This window comes from Xanthomonas sp. NCPPB 3583 (assembly GCF_041475715.2).
Lineage (GTDB): Bacteria > Pseudomonadota > Gammaproteobacteria > Xanthomonadales > Xanthomonadaceae > Xanthomonas > Xanthomonas euvesicatoria.
This window is the reverse complement of sequence record NZ_CM191263.1, coordinates 1,095,059-1,109,705: the sequence shown is the minus strand read 5'-3', so window position 1 is coordinate 1,109,705 and position 14,647 is coordinate 1,095,059. Positions and strand designations below refer to the sequence as shown.

Annotated in this window: 23 protein-coding genes; 1 reads left to right on the top strand and 22 read right to left on the bottom strand. The window is 61.0% G+C overall.

What is annotated here, in order from left to right; translation table 11 throughout:
* Positions 1–44: 44 nt before the first annotated feature.
* The 18 genes from rplR to rpsJ form a co-directional block, all read right to left on the bottom strand.
* Positions 45–404: a 50S ribosomal protein L18 gene (rplR, locus tag ACCQ07_RS04940; RefSeq protein WP_003486684.1), complete on the bottom strand. Its 360-nt coding sequence runs from the start codon at positions 402–404 to the stop codon at positions 45–47.
* A 91-nt stretch (positions 405–495) separates the two neighbouring features.
* Entirely contained in the window at positions 496–1,023 is a 528-nt protein-coding gene (gene rplF / locus ACCQ07_RS04935; protein WP_031421274.1) for a 50S ribosomal protein L6, read from the bottom strand.
* A 15-nt stretch (positions 1,024–1,038) separates the two neighbouring features.
* Positions 1,039–1,437 (bottom strand): 30S ribosomal protein S8, encoded by a 399-nt coding sequence (rpsH, locus tag ACCQ07_RS04930; RefSeq protein WP_003486688.1) that lies wholly within the window; start codon positions 1,435–1,437, stop codon positions 1,039–1,041.
* Between the two features lie 205 nt (positions 1,438–1,642).
* Positions 1,643–1,948 (bottom strand): 30S ribosomal protein S14, encoded by a 306-nt coding sequence (rpsN, locus tag ACCQ07_RS04925; RefSeq protein WP_008571667.1) that lies wholly within the window; start codon positions 1,946–1,948, stop codon positions 1,643–1,645.
* 18 nt (positions 1,949–1,966) lie between these two features.
* Complete coding sequence (rplE, locus tag ACCQ07_RS04920) at positions 1,967–2,509, bottom strand: 50S ribosomal protein L5 (protein WP_008571668.1); 543 nt, start codon at positions 2,507–2,509, stop codon at positions 1,967–1,969.
* 11 nt (positions 2,510–2,520) lie between these two features.
* Positions 2,521–2,838, bottom strand: coding sequence for a 50S ribosomal protein L24 (gene rplX, locus ACCQ07_RS04915; protein ID WP_003486696.1), 318 nt, complete (start codon positions 2,836–2,838; stop codon positions 2,521–2,523).
* 15 nt (positions 2,839–2,853) lie between these two features.
* A complete protein-coding gene (rplN, locus tag ACCQ07_RS04910) occupies positions 2,854–3,222 on the bottom strand; it encodes a 50S ribosomal protein L14 (protein WP_003486699.1) in 369 nt (122 codons plus the stop codon).
* Between the two features lie 14 nt (positions 3,223–3,236).
* The gene (gene rpsQ, locus ACCQ07_RS04905) at positions 3,237–3,506 is read right to left on the bottom strand and encodes a 30S ribosomal protein S17 (protein ID WP_003486701.1); all 270 of its coding nucleotides are present in this window, start codon (positions 3,504–3,506) and stop codon (positions 3,237–3,239) included.
* A gap of 11 nt (positions 3,507–3,517) precedes the next feature.
* Positions 3,518–3,703, bottom strand: a complete 186-nt coding sequence (gene rpmC, locus ACCQ07_RS04900; protein WP_003486703.1) for a 50S ribosomal protein L29 — start codon at positions 3,701–3,703, stop codon at positions 3,518–3,520.
* On the bottom strand, positions 3,703–4,116 hold the full coding sequence (gene rplP, locus ACCQ07_RS04895; protein WP_003486706.1) for a 50S ribosomal protein L16: 414 nt from the start codon (positions 4,114–4,116) through the stop codon (positions 3,703–3,705). Before rplP ends, rpmC begins: the two co-directional genes overlap by 1 nt.
* Before the next feature lie 5 nt (positions 4,117–4,121).
* A complete protein-coding gene (rpsC, locus tag ACCQ07_RS04890; RefSeq protein WP_008571670.1) occupies positions 4,122–4,856 on the bottom strand; it encodes a 30S ribosomal protein S3 in 735 nt (244 codons plus the stop codon).
* A gap of 17 nt (positions 4,857–4,873) precedes the next feature.
* Positions 4,874–5,209, bottom strand: a complete 336-nt coding sequence (gene rplV / locus ACCQ07_RS04885; protein ID WP_003486710.1) for a 50S ribosomal protein L22 — start codon at positions 5,207–5,209, stop codon at positions 4,874–4,876.
* Between the two features lie 12 nt (positions 5,210–5,221).
* Positions 5,222–5,491: a 30S ribosomal protein S19 gene (gene rpsS / locus ACCQ07_RS04880; RefSeq protein ID WP_005917128.1), complete on the bottom strand. Its 270-nt coding sequence runs from the start codon at positions 5,489–5,491 to the stop codon at positions 5,222–5,224.
* A gap of 6 nt (positions 5,492–5,497) precedes the next feature.
* Positions 5,498–6,325, bottom strand: coding sequence for a 50S ribosomal protein L2 (gene rplB / locus ACCQ07_RS04875; protein WP_003486715.1), 828 nt, complete (start codon positions 6,323–6,325; stop codon positions 5,498–5,500).
* 10 nt (positions 6,326–6,335) lie between these two features.
* Complete coding sequence (rplW, locus tag ACCQ07_RS04870) at positions 6,336–6,650, bottom strand: 50S ribosomal protein L23 (RefSeq protein WP_082340333.1); 315 nt, start codon at positions 6,648–6,650, stop codon at positions 6,336–6,338.
* Positions 6,647–7,252 carry a 50S ribosomal protein L4 gene (rplD, locus tag ACCQ07_RS04865; protein ID WP_005917124.1) on the bottom strand — a complete coding sequence of 202 codons (606 nt, stop codon included), beginning with the start codon at positions 7,250–7,252 and terminating at the stop codon, positions 6,647–6,649. Before rplD ends, rplW begins: the two co-directional genes overlap by 4 nt.
* Positions 7,253–7,264: 12 nt before the next feature.
* Entirely contained in the window at positions 7,265–7,915 is a 651-nt protein-coding gene (gene rplC / locus ACCQ07_RS04860; protein ID WP_005917121.1) for a 50S ribosomal protein L3, read from the bottom strand.
* 11 nt (positions 7,916–7,926) lie between these two features.
* Positions 7,927–8,262 (bottom strand): 30S ribosomal protein S10, encoded by a 336-nt coding sequence (gene rpsJ, locus ACCQ07_RS04855; RefSeq protein WP_008571672.1) that lies wholly within the window; start codon positions 8,260–8,262, stop codon positions 7,927–7,929.
* A gap of 1,007 nt (positions 8,263–9,269) precedes the next feature.
* On the opposite strand from rpsJ, the gene ACCQ07_RS04850 reads away from it, so the two are divergent.
* Complete coding sequence (locus ACCQ07_RS04850; RefSeq protein ID WP_122273220.1) at positions 9,270–9,944, top strand: secreted signal peptide protein; 675 nt, start codon at positions 9,270–9,272, stop codon at positions 9,942–9,944.
* A gap of 287 nt (positions 9,945–10,231) precedes the next feature.
* Here ACCQ07_RS04850 and tuf read toward each other — a convergent pair whose 3' ends face one another.
* The 4 genes from tuf to rpsL form a co-directional block, all read right to left on the bottom strand.
* The gene (gene tuf, locus ACCQ07_RS04845) at positions 10,232–11,422 is read right to left on the bottom strand and encodes an elongation factor Tu (protein ID WP_003486726.1); all 1,191 of its coding nucleotides are present in this window, start codon (positions 11,420–11,422) and stop codon (positions 10,232–10,234) included.
* A gap of 48 nt (positions 11,423–11,470) precedes the next feature.
* The gene (fusA, locus tag ACCQ07_RS04840; protein WP_008574200.1) at positions 11,471–13,588 is read right to left on the bottom strand and encodes an elongation factor G; all 2,118 of its coding nucleotides are present in this window, start codon (positions 13,586–13,588) and stop codon (positions 11,471–11,473) included.
* Positions 13,589–13,725: 137 nt separating this feature from the next.
* Complete coding sequence (gene rpsG, locus ACCQ07_RS04835) at positions 13,726–14,193, bottom strand: 30S ribosomal protein S7 (protein ID WP_005917592.1); 468 nt, start codon at positions 14,191–14,193, stop codon at positions 13,726–13,728.
* A gap of 12 nt (positions 14,194–14,205) precedes the next feature.
* Positions 14,206–14,580 (bottom strand): 30S ribosomal protein S12, encoded by a 375-nt coding sequence (rpsL, locus tag ACCQ07_RS04830; protein WP_002811712.1) that lies wholly within the window; start codon positions 14,578–14,580, stop codon positions 14,206–14,208.
* Between the last annotated feature and the right edge of the window lie 67 nt (positions 14,581–14,647).

The window sequence follows — 14,647 nt, the reverse complement described above, 5'->3', positions numbered from 1 at the left end:
GCGGTATCGCGAAGGTGGTCGATGACCACCTCCGCAGCAGTGCTTTAGAACTGCAGGCCGCCTTCGCGCGCAGCGTCGGCAAGCGCCTTGATGCGGCCGTGGTAGCGGTAGCCCGAGCGGTCGAATGCGACCTTCTCGATGCCTGCAGCCTTGGCGCGCTCGGCGATCAGCTTGCCGACCTTAGCGGCCGCATCGCTGTTCTTGCCGTTCTTCAAGCCATCCTTGACGTCGGCCTGCAGGGTATTCGCAGCAGCGATCACCTTGGAGCCGTCGGCAGTGAAGACCTGCGCATACAGATGTTGACCGGTGCGCAGCACCGACAGACGGGCAACGCCGAGCTCACGGATGTGCGCACGGGTGGACTTGGCGCGACGCAGACGGGCGATGTTCTTGTTGATGCTCATGATATTTATCCTACGAAAGCTGAAGGAAAACAGGCTTGTACATTGAAAAGTCCGGCCATGGATGGCCAGGCTCCTCGCAGAGGGACCTGCCTTACGCCTTCTTGGCTTCCTTGCGAATGATGACTTCACCGGCGTACTTCACACCCTTGCCCTTGTAGGGCTCCGGCGGACGGAAGCCGCGAATCTTGGCGGCAACTTCGCCGACGCGCTGCTTGTCGGCGCCCTGGACCACAATTTCGGTCTGGGTAGGAGTCGACAGCGTGATGCCTTCCGGCGCCACGAACACCAGCGGGTGCGAGAAACCGAGCGCCAGGCTCAGGTCCTTGCCCTGCATGGCAGCACGGTAACCGACGCCGACCAGCTCGAGCTTGCGCTCGAAGCCTTCGGAGACGCCCTTGACCATGTTGGCCAGGATGGCGCGCACGGTGCCGGTGAGGGCGATCTGCGACGGATCGTTAGCCGACAGCGTGGCAACGTCGCCATCGATGGCGATTTCGACACCAGCCGGCTTGGGCAGGGTCAACGTGCCCTTCGGGCCCTTGACGCTGACCAGCTCAGGCTGGACCTTGAGTTCAACACCCTTCGGGAGGGAGACAGGCTTCTTGGCTACACGGGACATGTTCGATTCCTTCCCTTAGGCCACGAAGCACAGAACTTCACCACCAACGCCGGCTTCGCGAGCCTGCGCATCGGTCATGATGCCCTTCGACGTGGAGATGATGGCGATACCCAGGCCACCGAGGACCTTGGGCAGCTCGGTCTTGCCGCGGTACTGGCGCAGACCCGAGCGCGAAAAACGCTTCAGGGTCTCGATGACCGGGCGGCCTTCGAAATACTTCAGCACGATTTCCAGTTCCGCCTTGTTGTTTTCGGTCTGGGTCACGCGCAGGTCGGTGATGTAACCCTCGTCCTTCAGGACCTGGGCGATCGCAACCTTAATCTTGGACGACGGCAATTTCACCGTCTGCTTACCAACCGCGGCCGCATTCTTGATGCGAACCAGCAGGTCGGCGATGGGATCAGTCATGCTCATGTGAGTACCTTTGAGTGCACCGATATCCGCTTTCGCGAAAATCTTGTGTTTTCCTGGGGACGGGCCAGGACCCTTGACGCCACGCCAGGCCCGAACGGGCAAGACAGAAGCGGAAGTATACGACAAAAGAGCCCGACTTGCGTCGGACTCTCTTGTTGAACAGAACCATCCTGTTCAAATCCGGCCGCGAACGGCCGGAATGCTGTTACCAGCTCGCCTTACGCAGGCCCGGAACGTCGCCGTTCATCGTGGCCTTGCGCAGCATGTTGCGACCCAGACCGAACTTGCGGTAGACACCGCGCGGACGACCGGACAGCTCGCAACGGTTGCGATAGCGGCTCGGCGACGAATCGCGCGGCAGCTTCTGCAACTTGGTCGACGCTTCGATCTTCTCTTCGTAGGACGCATCCTGACTGGAGAGGATCTTCTTCAGCGCATCACGCTTGCCGGCGAATTTCTTCGCCAGCTTTGCACGCTTGATGTCGCGGTGGATCATGGAGGTCTTTGCCATTTCGGATGTCCTCGACGGTCAGTTACGGAACGGGAACTTGAACGCTGCCAGCAGCGCCTTCGCTTCCGCATCCGTCTTGGCGGTGGTGGTGATGGCGATATCCATACCGCGAATCGCGTCGACGGCGTCGAAGTCGATTTCCGGGAAGATGATCTGTTCCTTCACACCCATGTTGAAGTTGCCACGACCGTCGAAGGAGCGACCGGACACACCACGGAAGTCGCGCACGCGCGGCAACGAGATGTTGATCAGGCGATCCAGGAACTCGTACATCTTGGCGCGACGCAAGGTGGTCTTGCAGCCGATCGGCCAACCGTCACGGATCTTGAAGGATGCGACCGAAACGCGCGACTTGGTGACCACCGGCTTTTGGCCGGAGATCTTGGCCATGTCGGCGACCGCATTTTCCAGAATCTTCTTGTTGGTAGCGGCTTCGCCCACGCCCATGTTGAGCGTGACCTTGACCAGCTTCGGCACTTCCATCGGATTGGTGTAGCCGAATTCCTTCATCAGGGCCGGCACCACGTTTTCCTTGTAAAACTTTTCGAGACGAGTGTTCATGATCTCATTCCTCAGGCGTCGAGCGCCTCACCGCTGGAGCGGAACACACGCAGTTTGCGTCCATCCTCCAGCACCTTGAAGCCAACGCGCTCGCCCTTGCCCGTTGCCGGGTTGACGATATTGACGTTGGAGATATGGATCGACGCTTCACGCTCGACCACGCCGCCGGCAACGCCTGCCTGCGGGTTCGGCTTGGTGTGGCGCTTGATGACGTTGGCGTTGGAGACGATCACGCGATCGCCGTCCACACGCACCACTTCACCCTGCTTACCCTTGTCCTTGCCGGTGTTGATGACGACCTGGTCGCCCTTCTTGATACGGTTAGCCATGTGTATGTCCTCCGCTCACAGCACTTCGGGAGCGAGCGAGACGATCTTCATGAACTTCTCGGAACGCAGCTCGCGCGTCACCGGCCCGAAGATGCGGGTCCCGATCGGCTCCTGCTTATTGTTCAACAGCACAGCGGCGTTGCCATCGAAGCGGATCAGCGAACCGTCGGGACGGCGCACACCCTTGCGGGTACGCACCACGACGGCGTCGTAGACTTCGCCCTTCTTGACCTTGCCACGCGGAATGGCGTCCTTGACGGTCACCTTGATGATGTCGCCAATGTGTGCGTAACGGCGCTTGGAGCCGCCCAGCACCTTGATGCACATCACTTCCTTGGCACCCGAATTGTCGGCGACATCGAGGTAGCTCTGCATCTGGATCATGATTCAGATCTCCCTTATTCGGCCGAACGGGTGACGATTTCCACCACCCGCCAGTTCTTGGTCTTGGACATCGGAGCAATCTCGGTCACACGCACGACGTCGCCTTCGTTGCAGGCATTGTCGGCGTCGTGTGCGTGCAGCTTGGTCGAGCGCTTGATGTACTTGCCGTACAGCGCATGCTTGACCTGGCGCTCCACCAACACGGTGACCGTCTTGTCCATCTTGTTGCTGACGACACGGCCTTCGACCGTGCGCAGCGTTTGCTTTTCGTTATTGTCGCTCATCGCGGCCGTCCTTACTTGGTGCTGCCGAGCAGGTGCTTGACGCGAGCAATCTCGCGGCGCACCCGGCGGGTTTCGTGGGTCTTCGGCAGCTGGCCGGTGACCTGCTGCATACGGAGCGAGAACTGCTCCTTACGCAGATCGGTCAGGTGGGCCTTCAATTCGTCAGCCGACTTCTCGCGGAGTTGTTTGATATCCATCAGCGCACCGTCCGGGTCACGAAAGTGGTGGTCACCGAGAGCTTGGCAGCGGCAAGGCGAAACGCCTCACGTGCGGTCTCTTCGGGGATTCCCTCGATTTCATAGATCATGCGGCCCGGCTGAATCTGCGCGACCCAGTACTCCACGTTGCCCTTACCGGAGCCCATGCGGACTTCGATCGGCTTCTTGGTGATCGGCTTGTCGGGGAACACACGGATCCACATCTTGCCGCCCTTCTTGACGTGGCGGCTGATCGTGCGGCGTGCTGCTTCAATCTGGCGTGCGGTCAGCTGACCGTGCGCCGTGGCCTTGAGGCCGTACTCGCCGAAGCTGACGGCGTTTCCGCTCCATGCCAGGCCGTCGTTACGGCCCTTGTGCATCTTGCGATATTTGGTTCGCTTGGGTTGCAACATTGCCGTTACCTCGCTTCACGAGCCGGGCGCGACGGGCGGTCACCACGGTCGCCGCGATCGTTACGATCGTTGCGCGGGCTGTCGTCCTGCTTTTCCTGGCCAACCTGAGAGAAGTCGAAGACTTCGCCCTTATAGATCCAGACCTTGATGCCGATGATGCCGTACGTCGTGGACGCCTCGGCAAAACCGTAATCAATGTCGGCACGTAGCGTGTGCAGCGGCACGCGGCCTTCGCGGTACCACTCCGAACGGGCAATTTCTGCACCGTTGAGGCGGCCAGCCACATTGACCTTGATGCCCAAGGCACCCAGGCGCATCGCGTTACCGACCGAGCGCTTCATTGCACGGCGGAACATGATGCGACGCTCAAGCTGCTGCGCGATCGACTCGGCGACCAGCTGCGCATCCAGCTCCGGCTTGCGCACTTCGGTGACGTTGATGTGCGCCGGAACGCCCATCAGCTGGCTCACTTCCTTGCGCAGCTTTTCGATGTCCTCGCCACGCTTGCCGATCACCACACCCGGACGGGCGGTGTGAATGGTCACGCGGGCGGTTTTGGCAGGGCGCTCGATCAAGATCTTGCTGACACCTGCCTGCGCGAGCTTCTTGCGCAGCATTTCACGCACTTTCAGGTCGGCTGCCAGATAGGAGGCGAACTCGGCCTTGTTTGCGTACCACTTGGAATTCCAGTCCTTGGCGATGCCGAGGCGGATTCCAGTCGGATGAACTTTATGACCCATGGTCTTTTCCTTTCCGCTTACTTGGCGGCGCCCACAACCACAGTGATGTGGCTGGTGCGCTTGAGGATGCGGGTACCGCGGCCTTTCGCCCGCGCCATGAAACGCTTCAGGGAGGGACCTTCATCAACCATGATGGTCTTGACCTTCAGCTCGTCGACATCCGCGCCCTGATTGTTCTCGGCATTGGCGATCGCCGACTCCACCACCTTTTTGATCAGGTGTGCAGCCTTCTTGTCCGAGAACTTCAGCAGATTGACCGCACGTTCGGCGGACAAACCACGCACCTGGTCAGCGACCAGGCGGGCCTTCTGCGGGGAGATGCGCGCGGTGCGCAGGATTGCTTTCGCTTCCATCGTCATCTCTCCTTACCTGCCCGACTTCTTGTCGCCACCGTGACCCTTGAAGGTCCGGGTGACGGCAAATTCGCCGAGCTTGTGGCCGACCATATTCTCGTTGACGAGCACCGGAATGTGGTTCTTGCCGTTATGCACGGCGATGGTGATGCCTACCATTTCAGGCAGGATCATCGAACGGCGCGACCAGGTCTTGATCGGCTTCTTGCTACCCGCAGCGGACTCCACCTTCTTTGCAAGGTGGTGATCGACGAACGGGCCCTTCTTAAGTGAACGTGCCATGGTCGATTAGCCCCTACGATCGCGGACGATGAACTGCTGGGTGCGCTTGTTTTTGCGCGTCTTGTAACCCTTGGTCGGAACACCCCACGGGGTGACCGGATGCGGATTACCCTGACCAGCCTTCGCTTCACCACCACCGTGCGGGTGATCGACCGGGTTCATGGCCGCACCGCGAACGGTCGGACGAACACCGCGCCAACGCTTGGCGCCGGCCTTGCCCAGCTTCTCAAGGTTGTGCTCGTCGTTGCCGACTTCGCCGATGGTGGCGCGGCACTCGACCGGCACCTTGCGCATTTCGCCCGAGCGCAGACGCAGCGTGGCATAGATGCCTTCGCGAGCGACCAGCTGGACGGCTGCACCGGCGGCACGTGCGATCTGAGCGCCCTTACCCGGCTTCAGCTCGATACCGTGAACCGTCGTACCGACCGGGATGTTGCGCAGCGGCAGCGTATTGCCGGTCTTGATCGGTGCATTGGCACCGGCAATGACCTGGTCGCCAGCCTTCAGGCCCTTGGGGGCGATGATGTAGCGGCGCTCGCCGTCGACGTAGCACAGCAGGGCGATATGAGCGGTACGGTTCGGATCGTATTCGATCCGCTCCACACGCGCCGGAATGCCTTCCTTGTTGCGCTTGAAGTCGATGATGCGGTAGTGCTGCTTGTGGCCACCACCGACGTGACGCACGGTGATGCGGCCGTGGTGGTTACGACCACCGGACTTGCTCTGCGAGTCGAGCAGCGCCGCGTGCGGTGCGCCCTTGTGCAGATCGGGAGTAACCACGCGCACGGCGGAACGACGGCCGGGAGAGGTGGGTTTGAACTTCATCAATGGCATGGGATGGACCTCAGGCCTTGGCCGTTACGTCGATGGACTGACCATCAACCAGGCGGACGTACGCCTTGCGCCAATTGCCACGGTTGCCAGCACGGTTACGGAAGGACTTGCTCTTGCCCTTGACGTTGACCACGTTGACCGCCTTGACCTTGACGTCGAACAGCTGCTCAACCGCGGCCTTTACATCGGCCTTGGTGGCTTCGTTCGAAACTTCGAAGACATACTGGTTGGAAATTTCCTGCAGGCGCGCGGTCTTTTCGGAGACTCGCGGAGCACGCAGCACGCTGAAGATTTTTTCGTTGCTGCTTTTTTCGTTGCTGCTCATGCCAGCCACTCCTCGACCTTCTTGACCGCGTCGGCGGTGATCACGACCGTATCGGCCCCGACCAGAGCGACCGGATCCAGACCCTGCACGTCACGCACCTGCACATACGGCAGATTGCGAGCGGACAGATACAGGTGCTCGGAAGCCTCTTCGGTAACGATCAGCGGGCGCTTGCCCACTTCCAGCCCCTTGAGCTTTTCGATCAAGCCCTTGGTCTTGGTCGCTTCGAGGTCGAACGCGTCGACGATCATCAGACGACCCTGACGGTTCAGCTCGGAGAAGATCGCGCAGATGGCCGCACGGTACATCTTGCGGTTGACCTTCTGCTCGAAGCTGCGCGGCTTGGCCGCGAAGGTCACGCCACCGCCGACGAAGATCGGAGCCGTCAGCGCGCCATGACGCGCACCGCCGCCCTTCTGCTTTTTCGACTTCTTGGTCGTGCCCGCAACTTCCGAACGCGTCTTCTGTGCCTTGGTACCGGCGCGACCGGCATTGCGATAAGCGACAACGACCTGGTGAACCAGATCTTCGCTGAATTCGCGACCGAACACGGCATCGGAGACCGAGACCTTGTTGTTGCTACCCGTGATAACGAGTTCCATCGTCATCTCTCCTTATGCCTTGCTCGCCGGACGGACGATCACATCGCCACCAGCTGCGCCAGGCACGGCGCCGCGGATAGCAATCAGACCACGCTCGACGTCGACCTTGACCACTTCCAGGTTCTGCGTGCTTTGCTGCACTGCGCCCATGTGGCCCGACATCTTCTTGCCCGGGAAAACGCGACCCGGGGTCTGGCGCTGACCCAGCGAACCCGGCGCGCGATGCGACAGCGAGTTACCGTGGGTTGCATCGCCCATACGGAAGTTGTAGCGCTTGATGGTGCCCTGGAAACCCTTACCCTTGGTGACGCCCTGGACGTCGACCTTCTGGCCGACCTCGAAGATGTCCGCCTTGATTTCGCCACCGACGGCGAAATCGCCGAGCTGGGCATCTTCAACACGGAATTCCCACAGGCCGCGACCCGCTTCCACCTTCGCCTTGGCGAAGTGGCCTGCAGCCGGCTTGTTGACCAGCGCGGCACGACGGGCGCCAACGGTGACCTGCACGGCGCTGTAGCCGTCAACTTCGACGGTCTTGATCTGCGCGATGCGGTTCGGAGTTGCTTCGATCAGCGTGACCGGTACCGAGCGGCCATCTTCAGTGAAGACGCGGCTCATACCAGCCTTGCGGCCCACGAAGCCCAACGAATATTTCTTCGTCATGGTCGTAGTCCTCAGGTCAACTTGATCTGGACGTCGACGCCAGCCGCGAGCTCGAGCTTCATCAGCGCGTCCACGGTCTTGTCGTTCGGGTCGATGATATCGAGCACACGCTTGTGCGTGCGGGTTTCGTATTGGTCACGCGCATCTTTGTCAGCATGCGGGGATACGAGGATGGTGTAACGTTCGATCTTGGTCGGCAACGGGATCGGGCCACGCACTTGCGCGCCAGTCCGCTTAGCCGTTTCGACGATCTCGCTGGCCGAACGGTCAATCAAGCGATGATCGAACGCCTTCAGCCGGATACGGATCTTCTGATCCGCCTTCTGACCGGTCTTTTGCTCCGCCATGACGGTGGGTTCCTTCGTTAAAAGAGCGACGGGCAAGGCCTCTGGGATACCTGCCCCGATATTCCTGACATTGATGAAATCGCCGCGCATCCTGCTGGCGAGGGCATTTCCTCCGCCCAAAAACTGAGGCAGCCCGGTGACCCGGCCTGCCCAGACGGAAAAGTATAATGCGCAACAAGAGCACGGTCAACAACGTGAGAGTTGTTGAGTGCTCCATGCAACGCGACCTTCCCGGTCTGGCGAACACGAGCGGCATCCTGCCGTTCTTTTCGCTGTAACTCAGCGCCCTACCCAGGGACACCGAGCCGCGCATTCTAGCGGCTCACCTCCGCTCCTGCAAGCGCGCTACCCTGATCCAGAGTTAGCCCGGTAGCAGCTGTGACGCATAAATCCGCCCCGGACACCACCTTTGTCGTGGCGCCAGTCCGGACTGACCAAACTCAGGGCCGGGAATCAAACACGGCGGGCATGGACAACGGCTGGAGTATAGCGACCCTGGTTCCAGGCAATATCGGACCCCAGCGGCGTTGCCGGGATACTGCAGTGATCGTTGCAGGGCCCTACCTTGCCAACGCGTTTGCATCACCGGTCTGCTGGTGCAGGCAAAGCCTGCCACGACTGCAGCAATGCGGCTTCCGAAGATGGCCCTGCAGATAACACCTAAGCAGCACGCCCCCGATCCGCCCGGTGGCAGGGTGTCGACCACCGGCAAGAATCCGCCCACTACACTGGGAACGCCATCCATATCGAACTCACCAAAGACGTCCGTATCCGCGCAAGCGGCGCGCCATTTGACGGCGCTGATGCTAGACCGTATCGCGGTGGACGCTTCCGGTCTCAGCGACATCGACGGCCCCACCGGCGCTTATCGGGTCGAACTCCGTCGCGGACCGATTACCGACAGCTGCAAAGGCGGCATAAGGTAGACGTATCAACCAATACAAGTAACCAACCTTTCTTTCCCACCCGGCCTCGTCCTTGCAGGATTTCGCCACCGGACACCCCCTATGCCCCGGCACTCTCTCTTGTTTTGCGGCCTACTACTCTTCGGACTCGTCGCCCCGCCTTCCCGCGCTGCCAGCAACGATGGCAAGGCCTGCTCGCGCGCGTTGCACCTGACGTTTACTACCTCCGCCAGCGCGACCACGTTGCCGGTGGCATGCGCGCACATCGGTCCGCTCGCACTTGGAATGCGCAAGCAACAGGTACTGGCCGCGCTAGGGCAGCCTGACGTTACCCACACCGATGCGGTGGATCCGAACAGACTCAGCTTGCTGTATCTGTACCCGCGCGACATCAAAGCACAGCTGGCGCAGCATCCGCGTCGAGCTGGCATCCTCCTGCATTGCGAGCTGGCGGTGGGATTGCGCAATGACCGTGTCAGCAACCTGATCGCCTTCGCCGATCAGAGGGCGCACCTGCCCTTCCATCTACTCGGCCATCCGGTCGGCACCCAGATCAACCGCATCCTCCAAACCATCGGCGGCAGCCCGCAATGGAATGCCAGCCGCGATTACGTCCAGTTCTCTTCCATACCACTAGGCATCGACGTGGACCCGGACACTTTGGCCATCGTCGGGCTGAATATCGCAACCACCAAACAGGAGCTGGACAATTTCGACCTGCCCGGCCTGAATCTGCTCAAGAGCCCGACAAGCGGCTTGATCAACGGCATTCGCTGACTGTTGCCGGCATCTGCGCGCCATGCCGCCTCACGTCATGACAGCCGGTTTGCCAATCCGCGATCATGCCGCCGATGCGGCTGGCGCACGCACCATCTGCCCACCGGACGCAGCGTTATGAGTGGAGCAGGCGCCTGTTTTCTTCATCTCTCTCTTTGCATCGGCAAGCGCATTCTCGCGCCAGGCAGGGTCCCCGCCAACACGTGTACAAAGAAAAAGGCCGGCTCTCGCCGACCTTTTCTTTTCCAGCGACACGGCAGCCGAAGCTGCCGTGCTGCAGGTGTTGCTTACTTGATGATCTTGGCAACCACGCCGGCGCCGACGGTACGACCGCCTTCACGGATGGCAAAGCGCAGACCTTCGTCCATCGCGACCGGGTTGATCAGGGTCACGACCATCTTCACGTTGTCGCCCGGCATCACCATCTCCACGCCTTCCGGCAGCTGGCAGGCGCCAGTGATGTCAGTGGTGCGGAAGTAGAACTGCGGACGGTAGCCCTTGAAGAACGGGGTATGACGGCCACCCTCGTCCTTGGACAGCACGTAGACTTCGGCTTCGAACTCGGTGTGCGGCTTGATCGAACCCGGCTTGCACAGCACCTGGCCGCGCTCGACGTCGTCACGCTTGGTGCCGCGCAGCAGCAGACCGGCGTTGTCGCCTGCCTGACCCTGGTCCAGCAGCTTGCGGAACATTTCCACGCCGGTGACGGTGGTCTTCTGCGTGTCGCGGATACCGACGATTTCGATTTCGTCGCCCACCTTGATGATGCCGCGCTCGATACGACCGGTCACCACGGTGCCGCGACCGGAGATCGAGAACACGTCTTCGACCGGCATCAGGAACGGACGATCCACGTCGCGGGTCGGCTCCGGAATGAACGAATCCAGCGCCTCGACCAGCTTCAGGATCGCCGGCACGCCGATGTCGCTCTGATCGCCGTCCAGCGCCAAACGCGCCGAACCGTGGATGATCGGGGTGTCGTCGCCCGGGAAGTCGTACTTGCTCAGCAGTTCGCGCACTTCCATTTCGACCAGCTCGAGCAGCTCGGCGTCGTCGACCATGTCGGCCTTGTTCAGGAACACCACGATGTGCGGCACACCGACCTGACGCGAGAGCAGGATGTGCTCACGGGTCTGCGGCATCGGGCCGTCAGCGGCCGAGCACACCAGGATCGCGCCGTCCATCTGCGCTGCACCGGTGATCATGTTCTTGACGTAGTCGGCGTGGCCGGGGCAGTCAACGTGCGCGTAGTGGCGGGTCGGGGATTCGTATTCGACGTGTGCGGTCGAAATCGTGATGCCGCGCGCCTTCTCTTCCGGCGCCGCGTCGATCGCGTCGTACGCCTTGAACTCACCACCGAAACGCTCGGCACCGATCTTGGTCAGCGCAGCGGTCAACGTGGTCTTGCCATGGTCAACGTGACCGATGGTGCCGACGTTCACGTGCGGCTTGGTGCGCTCGAATTTAGCTTTTGCCATGACTAACTACCTCTAATTGAAAAATTTGTGAGAAGCGGCTGAGCGAACTCAGCCCTTCTTGGTGACGGCGTCGGCGATATTGGCCGGTGCCTCTTCGTAGTGGTCGAACTCCATCGAGAACGTCGCACGGCCCTGGCTCATCGAGCGCAGCGAAGTGGCGTAACCGAACATTTCACCCAACGGGATCATCGCGTTGATGATCTTGCCCGACGGGCTGTCGTCCTGACCCTGCAACACGCCACGACGGCGGCTCACGTCGCCCATCACGTCACCCAGGTAATCCTCCGGACTGACGATTTCGACCTTCATGATCGGCTCCAGCAACACCGGGCTGGCTTTCGCGAAGCCCTGCTTGAACGCCATCGATGCAGCCAGCTTGAACGCCATTTCCGAGGAGTCGACGTCATGGTACGAGCCGAACACCAGCTTGACCTTCACGCCCACCACCGGGAAGCCGGCGATCGGACCACTGGTGATCGTTTCGCGCAGACCCTTTTCGACCGAGGGGATGAATTCCTTCGGAATGATGCCGCCGGTGATGTCGTTGATGAAGAGGAAATCGTCCTTGACGTTCTCGCTCTTGCGCTCTTCCTCGGTCATCGGCGACAGCTCGATCACGACGTGACCGTACTGACCCTTACCACCGGACTGCTTGGCGTGCTTATAGTCAGACTTGACGTCGGACTTGCGGATCGTTTCGCGGTAGGCCACCTGCGGCTTGCCGACGTTGGCCTCGACATTGAACTCGCGACGCATGCGGTCGACGATGATGTCCAGGTGCAACTCGCCCATGCCCGAGATGATGGTCTGGCCGGATTCTTCGTCGGTCTTGACGCGGAACGAGGGATCTTCCTGCGCCAGACGGCCCAGGGCCATGCCCATCTTTTCCTGGTCCGACTTGGTCTTCGGCTCCACCGCCATCGAGATCACCGGCTCCGGGAACACCATGCGCTCCAGGGTGATGATCTTGTCCTGCGCACACAGCGTGTCGCCGGTGGTGACATCCTTCAGACCCACGGCAGCGGCGATGTCGCCCGCACGCACTTCCTTGATCTCTTCGCGATTGTTGGAGTGCATCTGCAGGATGCGGCCCACGCGCTCCTTCTTCGACTTGACCGGGTTGTAGACCTGGTCGCCGGAGTTCAGCGTGCCCGAATAGACACGGAAGAACGTCAGCGAGCCCACGAACGGGTCGGTCATGATCTTGAACGCCAACGCCGAGAACGGCGCGGTATCGGTGGCAGCGCGCGTGTCTTCCTTCTCGTCTTCGTCGATACCCTGCACCGGCGGACGGTCAGCCGGCGACGGCAGCAGGTGCACGACGCCGTCGAGCATGGCCTGCACGCCCTTGTTCTTGAACGCCGAGCCGCAGAACACCGGCACGATCTCCACCTTCAAGGTGCGCTCGCGCAGACCCGACAGGATCTCCTGTTCGCTCAGGTCGCCCTCGTTGAGGTACTTGTCCATGAGGTCTTCGCTGGCTTCTGCAGCCGCTTCGACCATGAACGAGCGTGCCTCGGTCGCGACATCGACCAGGTCGGCCGGAATATCGCGGTATTCGAAGGTGGTGCCCTGCGATGCGGTATCCCAATGGATCGCCTTCATCTTCAGCAGGTCGACCACGCCCTCAAAGCCGTCTTCGGCGCCGATCGGCACCTGCATCGGCACGGCGTACGCACCCAGACGGGCCTTCAGCTGCTCAACGACCTTGTCGAAGTTGGCACCGGTACGGTCCATCTTGTTGACGAAGGCCATGCGCGGCACGGAATACTTGTTGGCCTGGCGCCACACGGTCTCGGACTGCGGCTGCACGCCACCGACGGCGCACAGCACGAACACCGCACCGTCGAGCACGCGCAAGGAGCGCTCCACTTCGATGGTGAAGTCGACGTGCCCGGGGGTGTCGATGATGTTGAAGCGGTGCTGCGGCATGGACTTGTCCATACCCGACCAGAACGCGGTAGTCGCAGCGGAGGTGATGGTGATACCACGCTCCTGCTCCTGCTCCATCCAGTCCATCACTGCAGCGCCGTCATGGACTTCGCCGATCTTGTGACTCACACCGGTGTAGAACAGGATGCGTTCGGAAGTGGTGGTCTTGCCGGCATCGATGTGGGCCATGATGCCGAAGTTGCGGTAACGCTCGATAGGGGTGGTGCGGGCCACGGGGAGCCTCTCAATTTCTTGGATTTCGGATGGCCGAACGCCGCCTTTCGGCGGCCTTCGGATTGGATGCGACGCAACATGCGTCGCAAACAGCACTCATATGGTGCTGAAGGGCCCCGTTACCAAGGCCCCCGAGGTCACCAGCGGTAATGTGCGAACGCCTTGTTCGCCTCCGCCATACGGTGGGTCTCTTCGCGCTTCTTGATCGCGCCGCCGCGGCTTTCCGAGGCGTCCAACAGTTCTGCAGCCAGCTTACGCGGCATGGTGTTCTCGCCACGCTTGCGCGCGGAATCGATCAACCAGCGCATTGCCAGCGCCATGCGACGGGAGGAACGCACTTCGACGGGCACCTGATAGGTAGCACCACCGACGCGACGCGATTTAACTTCGACAGCCGGGGCCACGTTGTCCAGTGCCTTCTGCACCAGTTCGATGGCATTCGGATTCTTTTCGCCAATGACGTCCATTGCGCCATAGACAATTTTCTCAGCAACCGACTTCTTGCCACTCTGCATCACCATATTGATGAAGCGGGCAATGGTTTCGCTGCCATGCTTTGGATCTGGCAGGACGGTGCGCTGCGGAGTAGAACCTTTACGGGACATTTGAGTATTTCCTTAGCTCTTCGGGCGCTTGGCGCCGTACTTGGAACGGCCTTGACGACGCTTGGCGACGCCGGCGGCGTCCAGCGAACCACGGACGGTGTGATAACGCACACCGGGAAGATCCTTGACGCGGCCACCGCGAATCAGGACCACGGAGTGCTCCTGCAGGTTGTGGCCTTCACCACCGATGTAGCTGATGACCTCTTCCTGGTTGGTCAGGCGCACCTTGGCGACTTTACGCAGGGCCGAGTTCGGCTTCTTCGGGGTAGTGGTGTAGACGCGTGTGCAGACGCCACGGCGCTGCGGACACTTGTCCAGTGCCGGAGAGGCACTCTTGTAGGTGGTCGCTTGCCGAGGCTTGCGGACCAGCTGGTTGATCGTCGTCATCAGTTGATTCTTCTGATTGATAGGCCGAGACGGCCTGCACGAAAAAGAAGGCAGGCCGAGACCGGCC

Excerpts from the sequence above, each read along its gene's own strand:
- rplR (WP_003486684.1), bottom strand. The coding sequence starts at position 404 with ATGAGCATCAACAAGAACATCGCCCGTCTGCGTCGCGCCAAGTCCACC.
- rplF (WP_031421274.1), bottom strand. The coding sequence starts at position 1,023 with ATGTCCCGTGTAGCCAAGAAGCCTGTCTCCCTCCCGAAGGGTGTTGAA.
- rpsH (WP_003486688.1), bottom strand. The coding sequence starts at position 1,437 with ATGAGCATGACTGATCCCATCGCCGACCTGCTGGTTCGCATCAAGAAT.
- rpsN (WP_008571667.1), bottom strand. The coding sequence starts at position 1,948 with ATGGCAAAGACCTCCATGATCCACCGCGACATCAAGCGTGCAAAGCTG.
- rplE (WP_008571668.1), bottom strand. The coding sequence starts at position 2,509 with ATGAACACTCGTCTCGAAAAGTTTTACAAGGAAAACGTGGTGCCGGCC.
- rplX (WP_003486696.1), bottom strand. The coding sequence starts at position 2,838 with ATGGCTAACCGTATCAAGAAGGGCGACCAGGTCGTCATCAACACCGGC.
- rplN (WP_003486699.1), bottom strand. The coding sequence starts at position 3,222 with ATGATCCAGATGCAGAGCTACCTCGATGTCGCCGACAATTCGGGTGCC.
- rpsQ (WP_003486701.1), bottom strand. The coding sequence starts at position 3,506 with ATGAGCGACAATAACGAAAAGCAAACGCTGCGCACGGTCGAAGGCCGT.
- rpmC (WP_003486703.1), bottom strand. The coding sequence starts at position 3,703 with ATGGATATCAAACAACTCCGCGAGAAGTCGGCTGACGAATTGAAGGCC.
- rplP (WP_003486706.1), bottom strand. The coding sequence starts at position 4,116 with ATGTTGCAACCCAAGCGAACCAAATATCGCAAGATGCACAAGGGCCGT.
- rpsC (WP_008571670.1), bottom strand. The coding sequence starts at position 4,856 with ATGGGTCATAAAGTTCATCCGACTGGAATCCGCCTCGGCATCGCCAAG.
- rplV (WP_003486710.1), bottom strand. The coding sequence starts at position 5,209 with ATGGAAGCGAAAGCAATCCTGCGCACCGCGCGCATCTCCCCGCAGAAG.
- rpsS (WP_005917128.1), bottom strand. The coding sequence starts at position 5,491 with ATGGCACGTTCACTTAAGAAGGGCCCGTTCGTCGATCACCACCTTGCA.
- rplB (WP_003486715.1), bottom strand. The coding sequence starts at position 6,325 with ATGCCATTGATGAAGTTCAAACCCACCTCTCCCGGCCGTCGTTCCGCC.
- rplW (WP_082340333.1), bottom strand. The coding sequence starts at position 6,650 with ATGAGCAGCAACGAAAAAAGCAGCAACGAAAAAATCTTCAGCGTGCTG.
- rplD (WP_005917124.1), bottom strand. The coding sequence starts at position 7,252 with ATGGAACTCGTTATCACGGGTAGCAACAACAAGGTCTCGGTCTCCGAT.
- rplC (WP_005917121.1), bottom strand. The coding sequence starts at position 7,915 with ATGACGAAGAAATATTCGTTGGGCTTCGTGGGCCGCAAGGCTGGTATG.
- rpsJ (WP_008571672.1), bottom strand. The coding sequence starts at position 8,262 with ATGGCGGAGCAAAAGACCGGTCAGAAGGCGGATCAGAAGATCCGTATC.
- ACCQ07_RS04850 (WP_122273220.1), top strand. The coding sequence starts at position 9,270 with ATGCCCCGGCACTCTCTCTTGTTTTGCGGCCTACTACTCTTCGGACTC.
- tuf (WP_003486726.1), bottom strand. The coding sequence starts at position 11,422 with ATGGCAAAAGCTAAATTCGAGCGCACCAAGCCGCACGTGAACGTCGGC.
- rpsG (WP_005917592.1), bottom strand. The coding sequence starts at position 14,193 with ATGTCCCGTAAAGGTTCTACTCCGCAGCGCACCGTCCTGCCAGATCCA.
- rpsL (WP_002811712.1), bottom strand. The coding sequence starts at position 14,580 with ATGACGACGATCAACCAGCTGGTCCGCAAGCCTCGGCAAGCGACCACC.